The following is a 23,282-nucleotide window of genomic DNA, read 5'->3' on the forward strand; positions in this document are numbered from 1 at the left end:
GCGCAATCCTGCTGTTTTTAGCTGTAAAAACTCTGCGCCAGTGAGCCGAGTAACAGTTGCCAACCATCGACCAACACGAACAGCATCAACTTGAACGGTAGCGAGATGGTTGCCGGCGGCACCATCATCATCCCCAACGCCATCAGCACACTGGCCACCACTAAATCGATAATCAAGAACGGAATAAATACCGTAAAACCAATTTGGAACGCGGTCTTTAATTCGCTGGTGACGTAGGCGGGCAATAAAATACGCATCGGTACCGCTTCCGGCCCGGCCAGCGGTGGTTGGTTCGCTAACCGTGCATATAACGCCAAATCGGATTCGCGCGTTTGGCGCAGCATAAATTCGCGCAGCGGTTGCGCGCCTTTATCGATCGCCAGTTCCATACTGATTTTATCCTGGCTGAAGGGCAGATAAGCCTCTTGATACACCTTATCGAACACCGGTGACATGATGAAAAAGGTCAAAAACAGTGCCAAACCTAACATCACCTGATTCGGCGGTGCTGACGGCGTACCAAGGGCGTTGCGCAGCAGGCCGAGCACAATGATGATGCGCGTAAAGCTGGTCATCATCAGCAACATGGCGGGCAAGAAACTCAACGAAGTGAGCAATACCAGCGTTTGCACCGGTAGCGACCAGCTTTGTCCCCCTCCCGGCAACGGTTGGCTGACGAGCCCCGGCAATTGCGCCAGCGCAGCGGGGCTGATTAACAGCAATAGGGCGGCAACGGCGCTGCCGACAGCGCGGTGAATCGATCGCGCTGGGGCGGGAAAACGTACGTTCGTCGCGGAGATGGACGGTTGACTAAGGTTCATGCCGATTTTTCCGGGCGCTTCAATACTTTTTGCATCAGTTGGCGAAAATCTGCCGTGGGTGGCGTTTTGGCTGCATCGTCTTGGGCGGGCGGCGCGCTTAACGTGTGCAATGGGGTAATGTGCTGAGCGGTGACGCCAAGCACTAACCAGGTGTTGTCCACTTCAACCACCACGACGCGTTCGCGTTGGCCAACCTGACAACTGGCACGCACGTTGAGCAGCGCGTTGTTGCGGGTTTGCGGTGCGAACCCCAGCCGGCGAAACAGCCAACCGGCCAGTAAGATCAGCAGTAAAACGCTGCCTAGCGCACTGCTCACCTGGGTTAACACCGAACCGGCCGGCAGTGCCGGCGCGGAGGCGGGGGCGGTGGTATGCGTTTGTACGCTGGCGTTGTTGCTCATCAGCGGCTCAGGCGGCGCATACGCTCAGAGGGCGTAATGATGTCAGTGATGCGCACGCCGAATTTGTCGGCGACCACCACCACTTCACCCTGTGCAATCAGGTAACCGTTAATCAAAATATCCAACGGTTCGCCAGCCAGCCCATCCAGCGCCACCACCGAGCCTTGCGACAGGCGCAGTAACTCTTTGATGGTCATCTTGGTGCGGCCCAGCTCCACCGTCAGTTTGACCGGAATATCGAGGATCAGATCGATATCCTGCAGACTGCCAATGGCATCCTGTGCTTCCAATGTCTTGAATACGCCATCGGTGCTGGCGGTTGATTTCTCTGACGATTGCTGTTCGTTAAACGCATCAGCCCACAGATCGTCTACGGATTCCTTTCCTTCGCCAGACGGTTGCTTAGGATCACTCATTGGGCTGTTCCTCACTCAGAGCATTCAAAATAGGGTTAATTAAATGTTCAACACGCAGGGCATATTGCCCGTTCAGGGTGCCGTATTGGCTGGTCAGCACCGGTACACCGTCAACGTGCGCGATCAGGCGTTCCGGCTTATCGATGGGCAGTACATCGCCCGGTTGGAGCTTCAGCACCTTCGATAGCCGCATCGGAATATCGACAAAGTTGGCAATCAGCTCCAGCTCGGAGTGCTGTACCTGTTTCACTAAGGTTTCGCGCCATTGGCTGTCTTCCTGCCGGGAGTTTTCCAGCGGCGGGTTGGTCAGCAACTCGCGCAGCGGCTCGATCATGGCAAAAGGAATACAAATATTAAATTCGCCGGTCAGTGCGCCAATTTCAACTTGGAAAGGCGTCGTGACGACGATGTCGTTAGGTGAGGTGGTGATATTGGTGAATTTCACCTGCATCTCGGCACGCACATATTCGACATTGATCTTGTAGATGGCGCTCCAGGCATCGCCGTAGGCATCTAACGCCAGACGTAACATCCGTTTGATCACCCGTTGCTCCGTCGGGGTAAACTCACGGCCTTCCACTTTGGTCGGGAAGCGGCCATCACCGCCGAACAGGTTATCTACCGCAATGAACACCAGACTGGGGGCGAAGACAAACAGTGCGGTGCCGCGCAGCGGATTCAGATGGACCAGGTTAAGGTTGGTGGGCACCGGCAGGTTACGGGCGAACTCATGGTACGGCTGGATCTTGATCGGGCCGACGGTGATATCCGGGCTGCGACGCAGCAGGTTGAATAATCCCATGCGGAACTGCCGGGCAAAACGCTCGTTGATAATTTCCAGCGCGTGCAGACGTTCACGCACCACGCGGCGCTGGGTGGTGGGATCGTAAGGTTTTACCTCGTTCTCATTACCCACGATGGCCGCAGGTTCATCACCTGAGCTGTCGCCGTTGAGCAAGGCGTCGATCTCTGCCTGTGAAAGAATACTGTCACCCATGGGTCGTTACCGCAGTATGAAGGCGGTGAACAGCACATCGCTGACCACCTGCTTCGGTTGGCCTTTAACCAGTGGCGGACTGAGCACGTCCTTGATCTGCGCCACCAGTTGCTGTTTTCCTGATTCGCCAGCCAACTGCGCTGCTTCCTGACGGGAGAGCAGCATCAAGAGACGGCTACGCACTTCCGGCAAAAAGTCATTCAGTTGGCGACGTGTTGCTTCATCGGGCAAGCGCAGCGTCAGGCCGATGTACAACACACGGTCGGGGTTGTTGTCTGGCGTGACCAGATTAACGGTGAAGGTATCCAGCGGCATGAAAACCGGTGCCGCTGGCGGTTGTGGTTTGTCAGCGGCGGCGGTACTGCCGTCTTTTTGTTGTAGCAGCCACCAACTGTAACCCGCCGCGCCACAGGCAGCGACGGTCATCAACAGCAGCAAGATAACCAGTAACGGACGTTTCTTCGGAGCTGTTGGAAGAGGGTTCTGAGACATTACGTAATCACATTCCTGTTATTAACACGGGGAAGCTCACCCGTGAGATAGCCGACCTATTTCATGCCGTTTTATACGGCTTACCCGCAGCCGCCTTGATTCAGCACGAATTATTTTGGCCATCGTCCCCAAATCACCAAGGGGGGATAAACGATGGGTATATTATCCCGTCTATTTCAGCCTGCAATGGTCTGAATAGACGGGAAAAAGCCGTTCAGCTTCGGCGTTAACCGCGATTCAGGCGAAAATATCCACACCGTCGACGGCGCGCGCCATGGCTTGTAAGCGGGGTGGGGCCAGCACGCTGTCGGCCGGTGTTTCACTCCCGCCATGCTGGTCACGATAAGATGATTGCCCTTGGCCGTTAGACGCGTGTTGCTGTGTCTGCTGCGGCATGGATTCACTGCCGACGCTGCTTTGCCCCAGATTGATGCCGCTTTCCGCCAGCGCGTGACGCAAATGTGGCATCGATGCCTCTACTGCGGCACGTACCTGCCCCTGCGCCGAAGCAATGTGCAATTGCGCCTGGTTATCATCGAGCTTCAGGGTAATCTGCAAGGCGCCCAGCTCTTGCGGATGCAGGCGTAACTCGGCGGTTTGTTGCCCATGGCGATGGAACATCAGCACTTGCTGGCTGAGTGCCTGCTGCCATTCCGGGCTGCCCAATGAGGCATTTAGCAGCGGTGCCGGGGGCGGATTAACCACGCTGCCAGACGGCGGCGGGGCGATTACCGGGCTGGAAACCGGAGGAGCTACCCCCTGTGGTGGCGTGGGTTGGGTGAGCAAACCGGGGTCTTGAGCTCGTATTGAGTCAGCCTGAATCATCGGTTCAGCGGTGTTTGTTGATGGGGGAAGTGCCGGAGAGGTTGCGCTATTCAACGTTTTTTCTGGCGCACGCGCGGTGGCAGCCGTGCTGCGTTCGGCTACCCGTTCAGTCTGGGTATTCAGGCTGCTCAGTAGATGACCTGCCGTGGTCAACGTGGGTTGTTCAGTGCCCGGTTGCGGTTCGGCAGGCAATACGCCCGCCTTTGGCTGCGCGGGTGACGGCATGGTCAGCGGTAACATAGCGAATAACGCTTGCAGGGTGTCGACATCCAAGGCTTCGTGTGTTTTATCCAGCGCGTCCTGGTCAGTTGGCTGCGTTGGCCTCTCGCCGTCGGCGAGGGGGGCTATCAGCGGAGCGCGTTCACCGGAAGGCAGCTGTTCTGCCGGTTCCGCCAGAGCGGCCAACAGGGCATCACGCGAATGATGGCCGGATACCGTGGCAGGCTGCGCCGCGTCATCGAGGGGCGGCAACGTCAGTTTAGCCGCGTCTTTGCCGGGGGCTAACAGGCGTGCGCCAAACAGTTGGTTAAAGGCCGAGGATAACGCCGTTTCATCCAATGCGAGATCGGCCTCCCGCAGCGTGGTGGGCGTATCATGAGGCGATGTCAGGCCCGGTAACAGGGTCAGATTCATGGGTTGATATTCCTTTGTGAACGACGTTGAGCGAACTCATCCATCAGTTTTTGATCCCGCTTGTTTTCCCGTAACTGTTCGGCATTCAGCGCGCGCGTTTGCAGCGTTTCGAAGGCATTCAGACGTTGCTGCTTGTCTTGCCATTGGCGCATCGCCTGTTCAACCTTTTGGCTCCATTGCTGCAACTGCTGTTGGTGCTGGCTGATAGCCTGCTCCAAGGTGCCAATGAACTGCTGATAGTTTTGCCAACGGGCAGAGCCCATGCCGCTGCTTAAGGACGCATTGAGTTTCTGGCGATATTCATCCTGATAATTCAGCAACATCGAAAGTTGTTGTTCTGCCGCCTGCTGCGCCTTGCGCACCTGCCCGAGCTGTTGCGTGGCCTGTTCTACGGCATCCTGCGCCAAATTGCGCAAGGTAATCAGCGGTGTTGAGGGTTGCATAGTGCTAAGGCCTCCACGACGTTAAACAATTAATTGCCGTAACTGTTGGCAGGCTTCGTCATACCCGCTGCGCTCAAAGATGCCCTGTTGCAGATAGGCTTCCATCTGCGGATACAGCGACAGGGCTTTATCTAACAGCGGATCGCTACCGGCGGCATAGGCGCCCACGCTGATCAAATCGCGGTTGCGTTGATAGCTGGCCAACATTTGTTTGAAATTTCGCACCCGGCGATAATGATCGTCGTCGATCAAGGCCGTCATCGCGCGGCTGATCGAGGCTTCAATATCAATCGCTGGGTAGTGCCCCGCTTCGGCCAGACGGCGCGACAACACCACATGGCCGTCAAGGATGGCGCGCGCGGAATCGGCGATCGGATCCTGTTGGTCATCGCCTTCGGTCAATACCGTATAAAACGCAGTGATGGATCCGCCGCCGCTGATCCCGTTCCCGGCGCGTTCCACTAACGCAGGCAGTTTGGCAAACACCGAGGGCGGATAGCCTTTCGTCGCGGGTGGCTCACCGATTGCTAAGGCAATTTCGCGCTGCGCCATGGCATAGCGGGTGAGGGAATCCATGATTAACAGCACATGTTGCCCGCGATCGCGAAAGTCTTCGGCAATGCGGGTCGCGTAGGCGGCACCCTGCATACGTAACAGCGGCGAGACATCGGCCGGTGCGGCGATCACCACCGAACGGGCGCGGCCTTCCGCGCCGAGAATGTTCTCGATAAAATCTTTGACTTCACGCCCGCGCTCGCCAATCAAACCCACAACGATGACATCGGCCTGGGTATAGCGTGCCATCATGCCGAGTAACACACTTTTGCCGACGCCGGAACCGGCAAACAGCCCCATACGTTGACCGCGGCCAACCGTCAGCAAGCCATTTATGGTTCGCACGCCGACGTCCAATACCTGTTCAATCGGCGTACGCTGTAATGGGTTAAAGGGGGCGGTGATCAGCGGAGCGCGGTAGCCAGTTTCTGGCGCGGGCAAGCCGTCGAGCGGTTTAGCACTGCCGTCGAGCACCCGGCCGAGCAACGCCGGCCCGAGCGGGAGCTGTTTGCTGGCGCTTTGCCCCTCGGGTGACATGCGCGCATAAACCCGTGCACCGGGCACGATGCCCTCCACGTCTTCTAATGGCATCAGAAACAGGTGCTGGCCGTTAAAGCCGACCACTTCGCTCTCTACTTCCTGCACGTCGCCGGCATCCAGCCGTTCGATCAGGCAGGTTGCGCCGATAGGCAGTTGCAGGCCGGTGGCCTCCAGTACCAGACCGGTGGCGCGCGTCAGGCGACCATAGCGGCGCACCGTCGGCGTATGGGTGATCCGTTCTTCCAGCGTATCCAATGCGGTCAGCCAGCGGTTGAGGCGAGGGGTCATCATAGGTCTCCAGGTGCTGCCAGACGGCACAGTTCATGCCAGCGTGTCGCCAGGCTGGCATCAAGATCGCCTTCTTCGGCACTGACTTTGCATCCGCCGGGGTGCAATTGCCCGTCGGCCAACAACCGCCAACCATGCAAGCTCAGCGTAACGCCCAACTGCTGTTCTACGCGCGGGTAGTCGTCCGGGTGGACGCGTAGCTGGGGTTTGCCGCTAAACATTGGTTCTTGTTGAATCAACTGCTGAATTTGCGCCAACAGGGCAGTGCCATCACACACCGGTGGCTGGCCGATCACCTGCTTGGCGGCGGTTAACGCTAACTGCATCAGACGCGATGCAATCACGCTATCCAAGGCATCCAGCGTGTGCTGGAATTCGCTCACCATGCTTTGCCAGTGTTCCGTCAGCGGTTGTTGCTGTTGTTGCCCTTGCAGAATGCCTTGCTGGCGGCCTTCCTCCAGACCGGCTTGAAAACCGGCCTCATAGCCTTTTTGTTGTCCTTCTGCGTAACCTAACTGCTGACCCTGTTGCTGACCCTGTTGCTGAGCCTGGAGACGCAGCACCTCTCTGTGCTGCTGTTCGTTGGCGCCTTCGTCAACCGGCAAGGCCTCCCGTTCCGGCTCCGGGAGCGGTTCGGTTTCCGGCGCAGGTGCGGCCAAATCGTTTAGTGCCCAGGGTTGCCAAGGCAGCGCGTTAATGCGATCAGACATAGGTGTCCTCGCCACCGCCGATAATCATTTCGCCACTCTCCGCCAGACGACGGACGATCAACAGAATGGCTTTCTGCTCGTTTTCCACTTGCGACATGCGTACTGGGCCACGGTTGGCCAGATCGTCGCGCAGGATATCGGCCGCGCGCTGCGACATGTTGCGCAGGAATTTCTCGCGCAGCGGTTGTTCTGCCCCTTTCAAGGCGATCAACAACGATTCGCCTTCCACTTCCTGCAACAAACGCTGGATGCTGCGATCGTCGACCTCGACCAGATTTTCGAACAGGAACATCTCGTCGATGATCTTCTGCGCCAATTCGCCATCGTATTCGCGCATGGCATCGATAACCGCTTCTTCCTGCTGCGTTTTCATCAGGTTGATGATCTCGGCGGCGGTGCGTACGCCTCCCATTTTGCTGCGTTTGAGATTCTGACCGTCGAGCAGGTTGTTCAGCACTTCGGTGAGTTCCGCCAACGCGGCCGGTTGCACACCGCCGAAAGTGGCGATACGCAGCATCACGTCATTACGCAAGCGCTCGTCGAACAACGCCAGAATATCGGCAGCCTGACCCCGTTTGAGATGCACCAGAATGGTCGCGATGATCTGCGGGTGTTCATCGCGGATCAGATCGGCGGCACTTTGCGGCTCCATAAAGTTGAGGGTTTCCATGCCGGTGGTGGTTTCGCGTGATTCGAGAATATCCTCCAGCAGGCTGGCGGCACGCTCTTCACCTAAGGCTTTCACCAATACCGAGCGCAGATAATCACTGGCATTCACGCTGAGTGCCGCGAACTGTTCGGCATCGTCTTCGAACTCGCGCAAAATTTCGCCCAGTTGCTTATGCGATACCTGCCGCATACCAGCCATGGTGCCGCTGAGCTGTTGCACTTCACGTGAGGAGAGATGTTTGAACACCTCCGCCGCGCGATCTTCACCCAGCGTCATCAGCAAAATGGCGCTTTTTTCTGTACCTGTCAGACTCATAGTTCGTTACTCATCCATTGACGGATTACCAAGGCGACCACGCGCGGGTCTTTATCCGCCAGTTCGCGGATCCGCTGGCTTTGGACTTCAGCGCTGACGCGCTGCTGTGACCGTTTATGCTGCACCAACTCGTCGTTAGTGGGTTTGTTGACATCGGCCGGGCGGGCGGCTGGCGCATTGGCTGCGGCGATAGCGGCCTGCTGCGCCGCCTGACGTTGCTGTAACTGAGGGCGAACCAGTTTGCGCCACAGCAACCACGCCACCAAGAGCACCAACAGATAACGGCCCGCGTTAAACAATTGATCGAAGAAGGTTTGCGACTGCCAGAACGGCAGGGCACCTGCGGTCATTTCCACGTCGGTAAACGGCGAGTTGACGACGTTTAGCGTGTCGCCACGTTCGCTGGAGTAACCCATCGCTTCACGCACCAGCGACTCGATTTGTGCCAGCTGTTGTTTGCTCATCAATACCGGCTTACCGTCTTTATCGGTACCCAGCGTATTGAGTACCACGGCGACCGACAGCCGCTGCACCGCGCCCGATTTGTGTTGGGTATGGCGAATGGTGCGATCCACTTCATAGTTAGTGGTTTCATCACGACGGCTGTTTTGCGGCACGTTGCTGTTTTTAGCGGTGTTCTGCGGATTATTTGGCGTAGCGTTATTTGCCGCTTTTGCCTCAGCATTCGCCGGTGGTGTTTCGATCGGGGCGGTTGGCGCAGCGCTTGGTTGGTTCGACAGAGCACCTGGCACGCCGCCGACCGGCAGGCCACCAATTTGATCGCTCTGACTCAACTGCCGTGAACGAATGGCGGCTTTTTCCGGCGTTGGATTCGGCTGGTACTGTTCGTCAGTTTGCTCGCGGGTAGAGAAATCAATCTGTGCGGTGACTTGCGCCCGTACGTTAGCGCTGCCCACCAACGGTGCCAGAATGGCTTCGATCCGGCGTTGATAACGGTTTTCTACCTCGTTGGCGTATTTTAATTGTGCTGCGTTCAGATCGCGCCCGGTGCCATCAGATTGCGTTAGCAGACGGCCAGCCTGATCGACCACCGTGACATTACCGGGCGGCAAACCGGCGACGCTGCTGGACACCATATACACGATAGCGTTGATTTGGCCGTCATCAAGGGCTCGCCCCGGTTGCAGACTCAAGGTGACCGAAGCAGACGGGGATTTTTGCTCACGGACAAACAATGACGGCTTTGGCAGCGCCAAATGGACGCGGGCATTTTGAACCGGGCCGAGTGATTCGATAGTGCGTGACAGTTCTCCTTCCAACGCGCGCTGATAGTTTATCTGCTCGCTGAACTGGCTGATGCCAAACTTTTCCTGATCCAGCAGTTCAAACCCTACTGCGCCGCCTTTTGGCAAGCCGACCTGTGCCAGGCGCAGCCGGGTTTCATGCACTTTTTCTGCTGGGATCATCAGTGCGGCACCGTTCTCGGTAAAACGGTAGGGAATGTTCATCTGCGTCAGCTGGGTGACGATGGCACCGCCGTCACGATCGTTCAGGTTACTGTACAGCACGCGGTAATCCGGACTTTTCACCCATAACAACAGCGCTACCACGATGGCGATTGCCGCTGAGGCTGCCACCAGCAAAGGGATTTTAGGATTGGCGCGCAGGCGATTCCACTGAGCCTGAAGGCCATTCTCACGGCTCTCGCCGGTGGTGATTGACGCGCTCATAGTTGCCCCTTGCCTGGCTGATGAACGGGTTGGTTAGCGTTGTGTGGTGACAAAACTGGCTCCCTGATGCACATAACTTAACGGACTAAAGTGCCCCCATTTTGGGCATGCCATTATTCGTCTTTAATTGCGATGTTGATGGCTCGATAAGCCATGCTTTTTGCAGTTAATTACCCGCTTTAGCGTGAAAAGGGTGTGGTAGGGTGTGCAGCATCGGCATGGTGTCGGGTAATTTGACACCCGGTGACAAAAGACAACAGGAGGCAGCCGTGGATATTCAGGGTATTGAAGGGGTATTACAGCAGCTGCAAGCGACGGCGCTACAAGCTGGTAGCCTGACGCAGGCTAAGCCGCTGCAGGGCGTTAGCTTTGCCAGTGAGCTAAAGGCCGCAATCGGTAAAATCAGCGACACGCAGCAAACCGCGCGGAAACAGGCGCAGGATTTTGAAATGGGCGTGCCGGGCATCAGCTTGAACGACGTCATGGTGGATTTGCAGAAGTCCTCCGTCTCGTTGCAATTAGGGGTTCAAGTCCGAAATAAGCTGGTCGCGGCGTATCAAGACATTATGAATATGCCGGTGTAATTAAGCGTTGTGAATGATTTGTCTGACTGACGTTCGGCATCCCGTTACGTCATACTTACAGGCGCGAGCGGTACGGCATACCATTGCTGCGTAATAAAATACTGCTGATAGTTTGCTCACAGAATATGTTTATCGTCGTGAGATAAATCATGTATTAATAGAATAATTAACATCATTAATTAACGTAAATTGATTTATTTTGTTCATGTAAAGGAGATTGCCGTTAAATAAATTAGAAGATACTTACAGGCAAGTCTTTTTTTAAATATCTCAGCGCACATTTTCCGATCGCATTTGTTTTTTTAGTTTGCGTTACGGATATAATATCTTCGTGATAAATATTTTGTAGTATGCATAAATATTACTTATCAATGCTGATTATGTTGGTAGTGATTTAACGTTATTCAGGAAAGGTGATGAGTTCGAAAAGCGAAAGTAGATGGCGAATTTTTAGCATTTTAATGCTGATTGTTTTGATTTTTTTAACATTCTTATTAATAAAATCCAGTTGACAAATAGGCCGCTTAGGTGGCCTTGTTGACACCAAGACGTAGCCACCTGAAATAACCGCGCACCCTACTGGGTTAACTGGCCATATTATTCTTTCCTTACGTTAAATAATGGGTATGAAGTGGGCAGCGCCGTGTTGTGTTGCATAATGCGTTGGTGTCCCCGTATGGCGGTAGGCGCAAAACCAAAACGTTTGCGAAAACGCTCGGCGAAACGTGAGGCGCTCTCATAGCCGACATGTTGTGCTATGGCGGAAATCGGCCAATCGGTTGCCTGCAAAAGCGCCAATGCACTGCTCATACGGACATCAATCATCAGATTACGTAACGAGGTATGCTCAACGGACAGTCGGCGTCGCAGCATCACTTCACTCATCATCAGACTTTCCGCCACTTCGGCGGCCGTCCAGATTTTGTAAGGATCCGTCGCCAGACAACGGCGTACCCGCTGGGTGAGATCCTTGACTTCGTTATGGACTAACCGGATACCAAATTGCGCCAACCACAGCAGGATTTCCTGCACCTTATGGCGGACAATAGACGGCGGGAAGCTTTGGCTGAGTGCTAACGCCAGATGGGTGGTTTCGAAACTGTGGGTAAACCCACAGGGGAGATCGCTGAGCGTCCGTACGCCTTCAACGGTGTTGCTGAAAGGCGTCTCGGGTAGCGGGGTGACGGTGGCCACCAGCCGGGGATCGCAGATCAACAGTTGGCAACTAAACAGCCCATCGTCGGAAAGGCTGTTAATAATATCCACGCATTGGCCACTGTCTATCATCAGCAAGTCGCCGGGATGTGCGACAACTTCGTGCTGTTGCCAGCGGATGCGTTTATGCCCTTCGCGTATCAGGTAAAGGTGCGGTTGTTCGAAATAGACTGAAGAAAAGACTAATTCAGTATGTTGAGTGATATGCGCCGAGGCACCGATCCCGGGACAAAAATTAATTGTGCGTTCCATCGATATTCGTTTCGCTGCCAGTATCTGGGAATATCTTTACGCGTTGTGCGGCGTCGGAGCAACTTTTTTCCATGCGTTGTGAGTAATAACGCCGTGTGTAAGCAACCAAAAAATTAACTTCCTGCTGAACGGAAAGCATCCATGTTTGGGTAATGTTTATCCATTAAACAAAAAATAGGTGCCAAAACCAGCCTGTTCTATATTCTAGTTGAATGAGAACAATCTTAACGTTATCCGATACGCATAGGCCGCGGTTGCGGCTGACTTAACCGCGTAACGCATTACTGGCTCATCGAGGCTGCGGTTCACCTAATAACAATGCGCGATCGTGGAATTGCCCATAGGTATTGTTAACGACATTTTGCGTTGTTGATTGGCCGATTAATACTTTCAGCTCATCCATTCTGGCTTGTAGCAACGTGCGCAATAGCGTTTCATTGTTGAGAATGTGCTGCAAGGTGTCGCGGATCAATGCTTGCAGCGCCATTGAGGAGTTTATCGCATCAGTAAAGTCGGCGGTTTTCTCCACCGCCGTCACGTACGCTAATTCCAGCGCTACCAATTGATCCCAACCACCGGCTTTTGCCAGCATAATCATTTGTTTACTCAGCGCATGAATATGCTGAAAAGCGGATAACATTTGCTGTTGGCGTTCCATTAAATGGTATCCAAAGAAGGTTGATAGTTTGGGCCGATTTGGCGCCAGGCGTCGGCAATATTTTCCAATAATTTAGTCACTTCTTCGATCGCCTGTTGATCGTTGTGCAAATTAGCCTGAAGCAGACGCCGTTTCATATAATCGTATAGCGCGGCAAGATTATCCGCGACATCGCCGCCTTTATCGTGATCGAGCGCGCTTTTTAAGCCGTTATCGATGATATTGATTGCTTTAGAGATTGCCTGGCCTTTACCGGCAATATCCCCCTGATTCATCAGTATACGTGCACGAGACAGGGCGCTTTGCGCCCCGTCGAATAGCATGACGATTAACTGATGTGGACTGGCGCTCATTACGCCACTTTCTAAACTGACCTGAGCGTAGGCTTGCGTTCCGCTACGGTTATACATGCTGTTTTACCTGGTTAAATGTCTTTATTTGGGTGAAAACTGTTGGGTTAAATACGTGCTGGTACCGTTCAGTTTTGACATCATGGTATCGAGTTGGACGAACTGTTGCTTATACCGGTCGATGGTGTTTTGAATACTTTCCGTCACGCGGGTGATTTGGGTATTTAAACGATCGAGATTGGTATTGATGCTTTTGGTGGAGTTTTCAATCACGCCACCGGCTTTAATATAATTTTGGATCTCGTTATGGATCTCGGTCGCCATGCCGGTGTCTTTGCCGTTACCGGAAAAGAAGTTAGCGACCTGCTCCGGCTTTTCATCCATTGCTTTTTTCAGCTTGTCACTGTCAATCTCTAGCTTGCCGGTTTTGACGTTGGTGGTGATGCCCAGATTACCAAGCCCTTTTAATTCAGGGTTATCTTGTGCCGCGCTCAGTGCGCTCTTTATTGAGGACTGTACGCCGCGTAGGGTATTGTCCCCCAGCAGAACGCCATTCTTTGCCGACTGTTGTTCACCACTTTTAACCGGGGTGAATTTGCTCAGTGAATTAAAGGTGTCCAACAGCGAGTTATAGCTATCAACCCAGGCTTTAATCTTTTCGGTGGCGCCCGCTTTATCGGTGCTGATAACCAGATTTTGCGGTTCGCCTGGCTTAGTGGTGGTTTTCAGATCCAGCGTTACGCCCTGCATCGCGTCAGAAATTGAGTTGGTGCTGCGTTGGATCTTGGTGCCATTGACGGTGATCTCTGCATCTTGGCCTTTCACCGTTTCCTGCATCGCGCCAGTATTGCTGGTGGAGTCATAGTTAACAATGCCGCCGAGCTGGTCGTCATTGTTCACCTTAATCGAAATTTTGTTGTCTTTCCCGGTGGTGGAGGAGCTGATCGCCAGTTTGTACTCATTATCACCGACGCGCATGATGCTGGCGTTGACACCGGCCTTGGCACCGTTGATGGCGTCACGCATTTCTACCAGCGAGGTTTGTTCGTCGCTCAGCGGAATATTGACTTCTTTGGGAGGTTCACCGGCGGTGATTGAGATCGAACGGTCGTTTGCACCTGCGCGACCCAGCTTTTCCGCCTGATCGCCAATGTGAGCCTGCGTCGTCAACGTTTGTGGCTGTGCCAATTGGTCCACGGTAATGGTGTAGTTACCCGGCACCGTTTTGGCGTTGGTGGTGACGGCAAATTGGTCGTGTGTACTGGCCGTGGTGTTATTGAAGAATTCTGGCTTGGCCAGATCTTTACTCAGGTTATCAAATTTCTCCAGCGCGCCTTTCAACGTGCCAAAAGCGGTCAATTTGGCGTTATAGCTGGTTTGCTGCGTGGTGTAAGGGGTTAAACGCTGCTGTTCCGCTTTAGTGAGTTTATCCAACAAGCCGTTGAGATCGAGCCCTGAGCCGATACCTAATGAACTAATCGATGCCATTCGTAACTCTCCTTATGTAATGACTTTATTCGCTTAATGCGTTATCGGCTCAATAGCAGAAAAGTTTACGGAAAAATCGAAAAAATGATGGCGCAATAGAAGAGAGAAAACGCACGTTATTTACTGCATTGGCTGAAACCAAAAAAATAAATAAAAAAAATCTAAAGGTTGCAGGGGCAGCGCCGATACCTGAGAAGACGGTGGTTGACGCCGTGGGCAAAAGCCCGAACCTTTTAATTGTGAATGCGAAAATTGTAACTTCGCACTGATTCGTAAGGAATACACATAATGGCACAAGTAATTAATACCAACAGCCTGTCGCTGATGGCGCAGAACAACCTGAACAAATCTCAGTCTTCTTTGGGTACTGCGATTGAGCGTCTGTCTTCTGGTCTGCGTATCAACAGCGCGAAGGATGACGCCGCGGGTCAGGCGATCTCTAACCGCTTCACCGCTAACATCAAAGGTCTGACTCAGGCTTCACGTAACGCCAACGACGGTATTTCTTTGGCGCAGACCACCGAAGGCGCACTGAACGAAGTAAACGACAACCTGCAAAACATTCGTCGTCTGACCGTTCAATCTCAAAATGGCTCTAACTCTTCTAGCGATCTGCAATCCATCCAGGATGAAATCTCTCAGCGTCTGTCTGAAATCAACCGTATCTCTGAGCAGACTGATTTCAACGGCGTGAAAGTGTTGAGCAGCGATCAGAAGCTGACCATCCAGGTGGGTGCCAACGATAACGAAACTATCGATATCGAACTGAAAGACATCAATGCAAAAACTCTGGGTCTGGACAAATTCAGCGTTGCCGATCCTATCGACACCACGAAAGTTGGCGCAACCGCACTGACCGCTATCGACAAAATGGGCGCGCCAACTATTGCTGCTGACAGCAACGGCACACCAAAAACCAGCGATGGCAAACTGTATTCTGCTGACGATGGTTCAGGTGGCACTAACTACTTCGTTAAAGACACCACTGGCGCAATCTACGATGCGACCGTTGATGCGAGCGGCAATGCGACTTGGGATTCAACTGCGGCAACCACTAACCCAACGGCAGGCCTGAAAGAAGCGTCTCAGGTTAAAGTGGGCACCACAGCGGTAACCGGCCTGACCGCTGGTGATGAACTGCGTACTTACACCGATGCTGCAGGCAAATCAGGCTATGTGGTGAAAGGTAAAGATGCTGAAGGCAACGATGCGTTCTTCAAGGCATCAGTTGACTCTGCTGGTAAAGTGACCAAAGGTGCTCAGCAGTCTACTGAACCAAAAACCGCCGATCCGCTGGCAACGCTGGATAAAGCGCTGTCTCAGGTTGATTCTCTGCGTTCTTCTTTGGGTGCGGTACAGAACCGTTTCGATTCTGTTATCAACAACCTGAACAGCACCGTAAACAACCTGTCTGCTTCTCAGTCTCGTATTCAAGATGCCGATTACGCGACCGAAGTGTCTAACATGAGCCGTGCTAACATCCTGCAACAGGCTGGCACCTCTGTTCTGGCACAGGCTAACCAGTCTACTCAGAACGTGCTGTCTCTGCTGCGTTAATCGACTCTCTCCGATTAATCTGTTGCTAGCAAAACCCCGCATTATGCGGGGTTTTGCATTTGCACCGGCACCCAGCGTTCGGCATCAACCAACCGGGCGCGGCGTGCCACGCCCCTACGGAATAGGGGGACCGCAATCTGTTTCCCGCTCTGCTGCCACATTCACCGTAGTGGCCGGGCATGCCCGGCCTGTATTTGTATTTGCGTTTGCGTTTGCATTTGCACCGGCACCCAGCGTGCGGCATCAACCAACCGGGCGCGGCGTGCCACGCCCCTACGGAATAGGGCAACCGCAATCTGTTTCCCGCTCTGCTGCCTCATTCACCGTAGTGGCCGGGCATGCCCGGCCTGTGTTTGCGTTTGCATTTGCACCGGCACCCAGCGTGCGGCATCAGCCAACCGGGCGCGGCGTGCCACGCCCCTACGGAATAGGGCAACCGTAATCTGTTTCCCGCTCTGCTGCCACATTCACCGTAGTGGCCGCGCATGCCCGGCCTGCGTTGGCGTTTGCATTTGCACCGGCACCCAGCGTGCGGCATCAGCCAACCGGGCGCGGCGTGCCACGCCCCTACGGAATAGGGCAACCGCAATCTGTTTCCCGCTCTGCTGCCACATTCATCGTAGTGGCCGGGCATGCCCGGCCTGTGTTTTTATTTGCGTTTGCATTTGCACCGGCACCCAGCGTGCGGCATCAGCCAACCGGGCGCGGCGTGCCACGCCCCAACGGGATTGGGCAACCGCAATCTGTTTCCCGCTTTGCTGCCACATTCACCGTAGTGGCCGGGCATGCCCGGCCTGTATTTGTGTTTGCATTTGCACCGGCACCCAGCGTGCGGCATCAACCAACCGGGCGCGGCGTGCCACGCCCCTACGGGATTGGGGGACCGCAATCTGTTTCCCGCTCTGCTGCCACATTCACCGTAGTGGCCGGGCATGCCCGGCCTGTATTTGTGTTTGCATTTGCACCGGCACTCAGCGTGCGGCATCAACCAACCGGGCGCGGCGTGCCACGCCCCAACGGGATTGGGCAACCGCAATCTGTTTCCTGATCTGCCGCCACATTCACCGTAGTGGCCGGGCATGCCCGGCCTGTATTTGCATTTGCACCGGCACCCAGCGTTCGGCATCAACCAACCGGGTGCGGCGTGCCACGCCCCTACGGGGTTGGGATTCTGAAATCCGTCACCCGATCCAATGTCCCAAGTTGGGAAACGGTAATCCGCCACTTGCTCCGATGCCACATTCACCGTAGTGGCCGGGCATGCCCGGCCTGCGTTGACATTAGCGTTTGCATCGGCAACCACGCCCGTTGGTATCCCTGATGCCACGGTGTTATTACATGGCGCAAATAAAGCCTGTTTTCTACGGCTGTTCTGTCGATTGGCATTTCCCCCCCTACGGATAATAGCGCTGACTCCCTTATCCGCAGGTTTTAGACACAGTGAGCGATCTTTATACCGCCGAAGGCGTCATGGACAAAAATTCTCTCTGGTTGCGCTATGTGCCGTTAGTGCGTCACGAAGCGTTACGCCTACAGGTCAGGCTGCCTGCGAGTGTGGAGCTTGACGATCTACTGCAAGCCGGGGGAATAGGGTTGTTGAACGCCGTTGAGCGCTACGATGCCCTACAGGGAACTGCCTTTACCACCTATGCAGTACAACGCATTCGTGGTGCGATGCTCGATGAACTGCGTAGCCGCGACTGGGTGCCACGTAGCGTGCGTCGTCACGCTCGGGAAGTGGCGCAGGTCATGCAACGACTTGAACAGCAGTTTGGCCGGCCGGCCAGCGAGCTGGAAGTGGCGCAGGCGATGGATATCTCGTTGGAGGATTACCGTCAAATCCTGTTGGACACCAATAACAGCCAACTTTTTTCCTATGACGAATGGCACGAAGAGCATGGCGAAAACGCCGAACCGCTGCTGGAAGGGCACCAAGAGGCTAATCCATTGCATCAATTACTGGAAGGCAACCTGCGTCAACGGGTGATTGATGCCATCGACGCACTGCCTGAGCGCGAAAAAATGGTGTTAACGCTGTACTACCAGGAAGAGTTAAACCTGAAAGAAATTGGCGCTGTGTTGGAAGTGGGCGAATCACGCGTTAGCCAACTGCACAGCCAGGCTATCAAGCGCTTGCGAGCACGTCTGGCGAACGATGCCTGACCCTCAACCCGACTGAAGAATACCGGACTGCATCATGCCAGGAAGAATACTGAAAAAACGGCCGCTGAGCCGTTATCTGAAAGATTACAAACATAGCCAAACCCATTGCTCACAATGTGGCAAGTTGTTGGACCGCATGGCGTTGGTTTTTCGTGGAAAAATAATCAATAAAGAAGCGATAGCGCGCATGGATCAGCCGATCGACGATCAGGTGTGGCTAACTGTGCAAAAGGAGCTGACCGCGTTGTGTCGCTTTTGCAGTGAGATTGCTTACAACAGCCATCCGAGCTATTTCGACATCATGTCGTTCAAGCAATATCTGTTTGAACAAACCGAAATGAACCACAGCACCATCCGTGAATATGTAGTGCGCCTGCGTCGTTTAGATGAAATGTTGGTTGCACACAATTATCCTGCCGACAAATTTACCAGCAGCTTTAGTCATCAATGCATCATCGATGATTTACCCAGCGCGGCACATAACAATTATCGCATTGCACTGCGCAAATACGATCAGTACCTCGCCTGGCAAAATCGGTATTAACGGCTTTACCCGACGCTAAACTGCGGGGAGCAGGCTACAGCCTGAGGTTAATAAAGGATGAATATTCAGCCTACATCTGATAAATCTATCGTTTAGTCTGATATTCATTCCTTGGGAGAAGCTGTGAATCTGCAACAGCAATTGGCGCAGTTCCCGCGCCTCGATTTTGTTGGCTCCGCCACGCCACTTGAAAAATTATCTCGTCTTTCTGATTACCTGGGTCGTGATGTTTATATCAAACGTGACGACGTCACGCCGATGGCAATGGGCGGTAACAAACTCAGAAAATTGGAGTTTTTAGCCGCTGATGCGCTGCGTCAAGGTGCCGATACGCTGGTGACAGCCGGTGCCATCCAATCTAATCATGTACGCCAAACCGCCGCCGTTGCCGCCAAACTTGGCCTGCATTGCGTCGCGCTTTTGGAAAATCCGATCGAGACGCAAGCGGAAAATTACCTCACTAACGGTAATCGTCTGTTGCTGGATTTATTCAACGTGGAGGTGGTGATGTGCGATGCATTGCATGATCCACAGCAGCAGTTAGCCGATCTGGCGACGCGTCTGGAAGCGCAGGGTTTTCGCCCCTATGTGGTACCGGTTGGCGGTTCGAATGCGTTGGGTTCGCTTGGCTATGTGCAATGTGCGTTGGAGATTGCCGAACAGGCGCGTAATGTGGCATTCAGTTCGGTTGTCGTGGCGTCCGGCAGCGCGGGAACGCATGCCGGGTTGGCCGTTGGCCTACAACAGTTGCTGCCTGACAGCGAATTGATTGGCGTTACTGTTTCACGCAAAGTGATTGATCAATTACCTAAAGTCGAGCAACTGCAACAGGCGCTGGCTTACTCTCTGAATATCGATACGTTCGCGCCGATCACCTTGTGGGACGACTATTTTGCGCCACAGTACGGTATGCCAAATGAAGAAGGGATGGCGGCCGTCCAGTTATTAGCGCAACAGGAGGGGATCTTGCTGGATCCGGTTTACACCGGTAAGGCGATGGCAGGTTTGATCGACGGTATCGCGCAGCAACGCTTCCGTGACGAGGGGCCTATCCTGTTCATTCATACCGGTGGCGCACCGGCGCTGTTTGCCTATCACCCACACGTTTAGCGATGACACTGACTTATCCTACGCAAGCGTATGCATTGGCGCTGGCTCACTCCCGCCGTATTGCGCTGTGCCGGGCCATTGGCCGCAACGTGAAATTTTAGGGTATATAACGTTTTGAACTATGTTTATTAAGTAATATTACTTCAACAAGTCTGCCGAGTTGTTAAGGTGCTGACAGCAAAAAATATAAAACTAAATACGGGGTATTTATGATGTTTTCTAAAGTTCGACGCCAATTACTGCTGGGGGTAATGGCCGTAGTGTTGACCACAGGCCTTAATGTGAAAACCTATGCGGCGGAAAATCTGCTGGATAAAATTAAACAGCGCGGAACACTGATTGTAGGCTTGGAGGGCACTTATCCGCCGTTCAGCTTCCAGGGTGAAGATGGCAAATTGACCGGTTTCGAAGTCGATTTTGCCCATGCGTTGGCGCAGCATATGGGCGTGAAGGCCAAGCTGACCCCAACCAAATGGGACGGTATGCTGGCTTCGCTGGAATCGAAGCGCATCGATGTGGCGATTAATCAGGTCACTATTTCTGAAGACCGCAAGAAAAAATATGATTTCTCAACCCCGTATACCGTCTCGGGTATTCAGGCGCTAGTGAAGAAGGGGCATGAAGGTGATATCACTAAACCTGAAGATCTTAGCGGCAAAAAAGTAGGCGTTGGTTTAGGCACTAATTACGAACAGTGGTTGCGTGAAAATGTCCATGGCGTTGATGTGCGCACCTATGACGATGATCCTACCAAGTATCAGGATCTGCGCGTTGGTCGTATCAATGTTATTTTGGTCGATCGCCTAGCGGCACTGGATCTGGTGAAGAAAACCGGTGATACCTTGGCGGTCGCAGGGCCGGCGTTCTCACATCAGGAAGCCGGTGTGGCGATGCGTAAAAATAACCCAGAGCTATTGAACGCCATCGATCAGGCGATTGCAGAGATGCAAAAAGATGGCACCTTGGCGAAAATCTCTGATAAATGGTTTGGCGCGGACGTAACTAAATAATGCAAGAAAGTATTCAACTGGCGCTGGATTCAGCGCCATTTTTATTGAAGGGTGCCCTATTGACCCTCCAGTTGAGTCTGGGGGGAATGGCATTAGGGCTGGTGTTAGGGTTTCTGCTGGCGCTGATGCGCCTTTCTCGTTTTTGGCCGCTGTCATGGTTATCGCGCATTTACGTCTCGCTGTTTCGTGGCACGCCGCTGATCGCGCAGTTGTTTATGATTTACTACGGATTACCGCAGTTTGGTATTGAGCTAGATCCGTTTCCGGCAGCGCTGATTGGTCTGTCGTTCAATACCGCGGCGTACACGTCTGAAACGCTGCGGGCGGCGATCTCATCGATTGACAAAGGGCAATGGGAAGCCGCTGCCAGTATTGGTATGACGCCGTGGCAGACCTTACGCCGAGTGATCTTACCGCAGGCGGCGCGCACCGCGTTACCGCCGTTGGGCAACAGCTTTATCGGTTTGGTTAAAGATACTTCGCTGGCAGCGACTATTCAGGTGCCGGAGCTGTTCCGTCAGGCGCAGTTGATCACCTCACGTACGCTCGAGGTGTTCACCATGTATCTGGCCGCCTCACTGATTTATTGGGTGATGGCGACGCTGCTTTCCGCTTTGCAAAACCGTCTGGAAGCACACGTTAATCGTCAAGATAAGGAATAACCGCATGAGTGCCATTGAAGTCAGAAACTTGGTCAAGAAATTCAACGGCCAGACGGTGCTACATGGGATTGATCTGGATGTGAATGCGGGGGAGGTGGTAGCGATTATCGGGCCAAGCGGCTCCGGTAAAACGACCCTACTGCGCAGTATCAACCTGTTGGAAGTACCGGATGCTGGCACTATCCGCGTCGGCGATATCCATATTGATGGGGCGCAGTCGCTGGGTAAACAAAAAAATCAGGTTCGTGCGTTACGCCAGCAGGTAGGGTTTGTCTTCCAGAGCTTTAACCTGTTTCCGCACCGTTCGGTGTTGGAAAATATTATTGAAGGGCCGGTGATCGTTAAAGGGGAAGATAAAGCGGCAGCGGAGCAGCGTGCCCGTGCGTTGTTGGCTAAGGTGGGGTTAAATGGCAAAGAAGCTGCTTACCCTAAACGCCTGTCCGGGGGGCAGCAGCAGCGGGTGGCGATTGCCCGGGCATTGGCGATGCAACCGGAAGTCATTTTGTTTGATGAACCGACGTCGGCGCTCGATCCCGAGCTGGTGGGCGAGGTGCTCAACACCATCCGTTCGCTGGCGGAAGAGAAACGTACGATGGTGATCGTCACGCATGAAATGAGTTTTGCGCGTGATGTTGCCGATCGCGCTATTTTTATGGATCACGGTCGCATTATTGAGCAAGGGCCTGCAAAGGCGTTGTTCACCCATCCGCAGCATCAGCGCACCCAGCAATTTTTGGATAAATTTTTAAATCAATAGGTTAAGCCTGGCGATTCAACCCCATACCCGTAGGATGTTTGTCAACATCCCGTCCGGTGTCGATTCATCGTAGTGGTCGGGCATGCCCGGCCAACACTCCATGTTTTGCATGCAGCCACGATTAACCCCCGGGCGCGGCATGTCACGCCCCTACGGGATTGTGTAGGGGGCTTGCCTGCATCCTGTGCAGTATGAGTTCATCGTAGTGGCCGGGCATGCCCGGTCAGCATTGTATGTTTTGCATCACCCACGTTTAACCCCCGGGCGCGGCATGCCACGCCCCTACGGGATTGGGTAGGGTGTTTGCCCATATCCTGTGCAGTATGAGTTCATCGTAGTGGCCGGGCATGCCCGGCCTGCATTCCATGTTTTGCATGCAGCCACGTTTAACCCCCGGGCGCGGCATGCCACGCCCCTACGGGATTGTGTGAGATGTTTGCCCATATCCTGTGCAGTATGATCTCATCGTAGTGGCCGGGCATGCCCGGCCAACTAATAATCGTCAGCATCATACGAACCCCATTTGGCGGGATTATTAATAATGTATTGCCGTGCTAATTCAAGCTCGCGTTCAGAACGGATTACTCTATCCCAATAACCGCGCTGCCATATTTTGGCACCAAATTGTTTACTGACGGCCGATTTGAAACTGCCGACGATAGTGGAAAGGGACACCTTATGCCCGGGGACAAGATGTAACAGCGCATGCATATGATTGGGCATGATGACGTAGCTATCTAAATGTGTACCGTTGAAATGATCGGATAACCTTAACCAGCAATCGTTAATCCATTTCCCATGCTGATTGAGTGACATGACACCTTGATGTACGGCACCAAAAAGGTGTGCTTTATGCAGAGTACATAGCGTGATGAAGTAAATACCCGCCGAAGCGTAATCGTAGTGAGGAATGCGTATTTTTTTCCGATGCAGTGTTTTATTCATGGTGTTGCCTCCGCTCATGACTAAAGCAGAAGCAACAGGTTGGGAAAAGCAACATCAATGACAGATGCGCAATAGTGCGCAATAAACCGGGCGCGGCATGCCACGCCCCTACGGGATTGTGTAGGGTGCTTGCCCATATCCTGTGCAGTATGAGCTCATCGTAGTGGCCGGGCATGCCCGGCCTGCATTG

25 protein-coding genes are annotated in these 23,282 nt (G+C 53.7%); 9 read left to right on the forward strand and 16 right to left on the reverse strand.

The window, feature by feature from the left end; all coding sequences use genetic code 11:
- Window positions 1-17: 17 nt before the first annotated feature.
- The 11 genes from fliP to fliF form a co-directional block, all read right to left on the reverse strand.
- Window positions 18-821, reverse strand: coding sequence for a flagellar type III secretion system pore protein FliP (gene fliP / locus ACQKDS_RS05010; RefSeq protein ID WP_399666590.1), 804 nt, complete (start codon window positions 819-821; stop codon window positions 18-20).
- The gene (fliO, locus tag ACQKDS_RS05015) at window positions 818-1,222 is read right to left on the reverse strand and encodes a flagellar biosynthetic protein FliO (RefSeq protein ID WP_399666587.1); all 405 of its coding nucleotides are present in this window, start codon (window positions 1,220-1,222) and stop codon (window positions 818-820) included. The genes fliP and fliO overlap by 4 nt, the downstream gene beginning before the upstream one ends.
- Window positions 1,222-1,638 carry a flagellar motor switch protein FliN gene (fliN, locus tag ACQKDS_RS05020; protein ID WP_399666584.1) on the reverse strand — a complete coding sequence of 139 codons (417 nt, stop codon included), beginning with the start codon at window positions 1,636-1,638 and terminating at the stop codon, window positions 1,222-1,224. The genes fliO and fliN overlap by 1 nt, the downstream gene beginning before the upstream one ends.
- Window positions 1,631-2,635, reverse strand: coding sequence for a flagellar motor switch protein FliM (fliM, locus tag ACQKDS_RS05025; RefSeq protein ID WP_399666581.1), 1,005 nt, complete (start codon window positions 2,633-2,635; stop codon window positions 1,631-1,633). The genes fliN and fliM overlap by 8 nt, the downstream gene beginning before the upstream one ends.
- A gap of 6 nt (window positions 2,636-2,641) precedes the next feature.
- Entirely contained in the window at window positions 2,642-3,127 is a 486-nt protein-coding gene (gene fliL, locus ACQKDS_RS05030; RefSeq protein WP_399666578.1) for a flagellar basal body-associated protein FliL, read from the reverse strand.
- 237 nt (window positions 3,128-3,364) lie between these two features.
- Entirely contained in the window at window positions 3,365-4,585 is a 1,221-nt protein-coding gene (locus tag ACQKDS_RS05035; RefSeq protein WP_399666575.1) for a flagellar hook-length control protein FliK, read from the reverse strand.
- The gene (fliJ, locus tag ACQKDS_RS05040; protein ID WP_399666573.1) at window positions 4,582-5,028 is read right to left on the reverse strand and encodes a flagellar export protein FliJ; all 447 of its coding nucleotides are present in this window, start codon (window positions 5,026-5,028) and stop codon (window positions 4,582-4,584) included. Before fliJ ends, ACQKDS_RS05035 begins: the two co-directional genes overlap by 4 nt.
- Before the next feature lie 21 nt (window positions 5,029-5,049).
- A complete protein-coding gene (gene fliI, locus ACQKDS_RS05045) occupies window positions 5,050-6,411 on the reverse strand; it encodes a flagellar protein export ATPase FliI (protein WP_399667080.1) in 1,362 nt (453 codons plus the stop codon).
- A complete protein-coding gene (fliH, locus tag ACQKDS_RS05050; protein WP_399666571.1) occupies window positions 6,411-7,121 on the reverse strand; it encodes a flagellar assembly protein FliH in 711 nt (236 codons plus the stop codon). The genes fliI and fliH overlap by 1 nt, the downstream gene beginning before the upstream one ends.
- Window positions 7,114-8,106: a flagellar motor switch protein FliG gene (fliG, locus tag ACQKDS_RS05055; RefSeq protein ID WP_399666568.1), complete on the reverse strand. Its 993-nt coding sequence runs from the start codon at window positions 8,104-8,106 to the stop codon at window positions 7,114-7,116. The genes fliH and fliG overlap by 8 nt, the downstream gene beginning before the upstream one ends.
- Window positions 8,103-9,797, reverse strand: coding sequence for a flagellar basal-body MS-ring/collar protein FliF (fliF, locus tag ACQKDS_RS05060; RefSeq protein ID WP_399666565.1), 1,695 nt, complete (start codon window positions 9,795-9,797; stop codon window positions 8,103-8,105). The genes fliG and fliF overlap by 4 nt, the downstream gene beginning before the upstream one ends.
- Before the next feature lie 269 nt (window positions 9,798-10,066).
- On the opposite strand from fliF, the gene fliE reads away from it, so the two are divergent.
- Window positions 10,067-10,381, forward strand: coding sequence for a flagellar hook-basal body complex protein FliE (gene fliE / locus ACQKDS_RS05065; RefSeq protein ID WP_399666562.1), 315 nt, complete (start codon window positions 10,067-10,069; stop codon window positions 10,379-10,381).
- Between the two features lie 597 nt (window positions 10,382-10,978).
- On the opposite strand, the gene ACQKDS_RS05070 is transcribed toward fliE, so the two are convergent.
- From ACQKDS_RS05070 to fliD, 4 genes are all read right to left on the reverse strand, one after another.
- Window positions 10,979-11,848: a helix-turn-helix transcriptional regulator gene (locus ACQKDS_RS05070; protein WP_399666560.1), complete on the reverse strand. Its 870-nt coding sequence runs from the start codon at window positions 11,846-11,848 to the stop codon at window positions 10,979-10,981.
- A 289-nt stretch (window positions 11,849-12,137) separates the two neighbouring features.
- Window positions 12,138-12,506 (reverse strand): flagella biosynthesis regulatory protein FliT, encoded by a 369-nt coding sequence (fliT, locus tag ACQKDS_RS05075; protein WP_399666557.1) that lies wholly within the window; start codon window positions 12,504-12,506, stop codon window positions 12,138-12,140.
- The gene (gene fliS, locus ACQKDS_RS05080; RefSeq protein WP_399666554.1) at window positions 12,506-12,916 is read right to left on the reverse strand and encodes a flagellar export chaperone FliS; all 411 of its coding nucleotides are present in this window, start codon (window positions 12,914-12,916) and stop codon (window positions 12,506-12,508) included. The genes fliT and fliS overlap by 1 nt, the downstream gene beginning before the upstream one ends.
- A gap of 24 nt (window positions 12,917-12,940) precedes the next feature.
- Complete coding sequence (gene fliD, locus ACQKDS_RS05085; protein WP_399666551.1) at window positions 12,941-14,344, reverse strand: flagellar filament capping protein FliD; 1,404 nt, start codon at window positions 14,342-14,344, stop codon at window positions 12,941-12,943.
- A 288-nt stretch (window positions 14,345-14,632) separates the two neighbouring features.
- On the opposite strand from fliD, the gene ACQKDS_RS05090 reads away from it, so the two are divergent.
- The 8 genes from ACQKDS_RS05090 to tcyN all read left to right on the forward strand — a co-directional run bounded on the left by ACQKDS_RS05090 (window position 14,633) and on the right by tcyN (window position 22,147).
- On the forward strand, window positions 14,633-15,901 hold the full coding sequence (locus ACQKDS_RS05090) for a FliC/FljB family flagellin (protein WP_399666549.1): 1,269 nt from the start codon (window positions 14,633-14,635) through the stop codon (window positions 15,899-15,901).
- A gap of 529 nt (window positions 15,902-16,430) precedes the next feature.
- Complete coding sequence (locus tag ACQKDS_RS05095; protein WP_399666546.1) at window positions 16,431-16,949, forward strand: hypothetical protein; 519 nt, start codon at window positions 16,431-16,433, stop codon at window positions 16,947-16,949.
- 392 nt (window positions 16,950-17,341) lie between these two features.
- Window positions 17,342-18,064 (forward strand): RNA polymerase sigma factor FliA, encoded by a 723-nt coding sequence (locus tag ACQKDS_RS05100; RefSeq protein WP_399666544.1) that lies wholly within the window; start codon window positions 17,342-17,344, stop codon window positions 18,062-18,064.
- Window positions 18,065-18,098: 34 nt separating this feature from the next.
- Entirely contained in the window at window positions 18,099-18,608 is a 510-nt protein-coding gene (gene fliZ / locus ACQKDS_RS05105) for a flagella biosynthesis regulatory protein FliZ (protein ID WP_399666541.1), read from the forward strand.
- Window positions 18,609-18,731: 123 nt separating this feature from the next.
- Window positions 18,732-19,718 carry a D-cysteine desulfhydrase gene (locus ACQKDS_RS05110; RefSeq protein WP_399666538.1) on the forward strand — a complete coding sequence of 329 codons (987 nt, stop codon included), beginning with the start codon at window positions 18,732-18,734 and terminating at the stop codon, window positions 19,716-19,718.
- A gap of 209 nt (window positions 19,719-19,927) precedes the next feature.
- Entirely contained in the window at window positions 19,928-20,728 is an 801-nt protein-coding gene (tcyJ, locus tag ACQKDS_RS05115) for a cystine ABC transporter substrate-binding protein (RefSeq protein WP_399666536.1), read from the forward strand.
- Window positions 20,728-21,390 carry a cystine ABC transporter permease gene (gene tcyL / locus ACQKDS_RS05120; RefSeq protein WP_399666533.1) on the forward strand — a complete coding sequence of 221 codons (663 nt, stop codon included), beginning with the start codon at window positions 20,728-20,730 and terminating at the stop codon, window positions 21,388-21,390. The genes tcyJ and tcyL overlap by 1 nt, the downstream gene beginning before the upstream one ends.
- 4 nt (window positions 21,391-21,394) lie before the next feature.
- Complete coding sequence (tcyN, locus tag ACQKDS_RS05125) at window positions 21,395-22,147, forward strand: L-cystine ABC transporter ATP-binding protein TcyN (protein WP_399666531.1); 753 nt, start codon at window positions 21,395-21,397, stop codon at window positions 22,145-22,147.
- A gap of 492 nt (window positions 22,148-22,639) precedes the next feature.
- Here tcyN and ACQKDS_RS05130 read toward each other — a convergent pair whose 3' ends face one another.
- Window positions 22,640-23,092 (reverse strand): transposase, encoded by a 453-nt coding sequence (locus tag ACQKDS_RS05130; RefSeq protein WP_399666528.1) that lies wholly within the window; start codon window positions 23,090-23,092, stop codon window positions 22,640-22,642.
- Window positions 23,093-23,282: the final 190 nt, after the last annotated feature.

Origin of the sequence: Serratia sp. NPDC078593 (assembly GCF_050268245.1) — a bacterium.
Classification (GTDB): domain Bacteria; phylum Pseudomonadota; class Gammaproteobacteria; order Enterobacterales; family Enterobacteriaceae; genus JBNNGK01.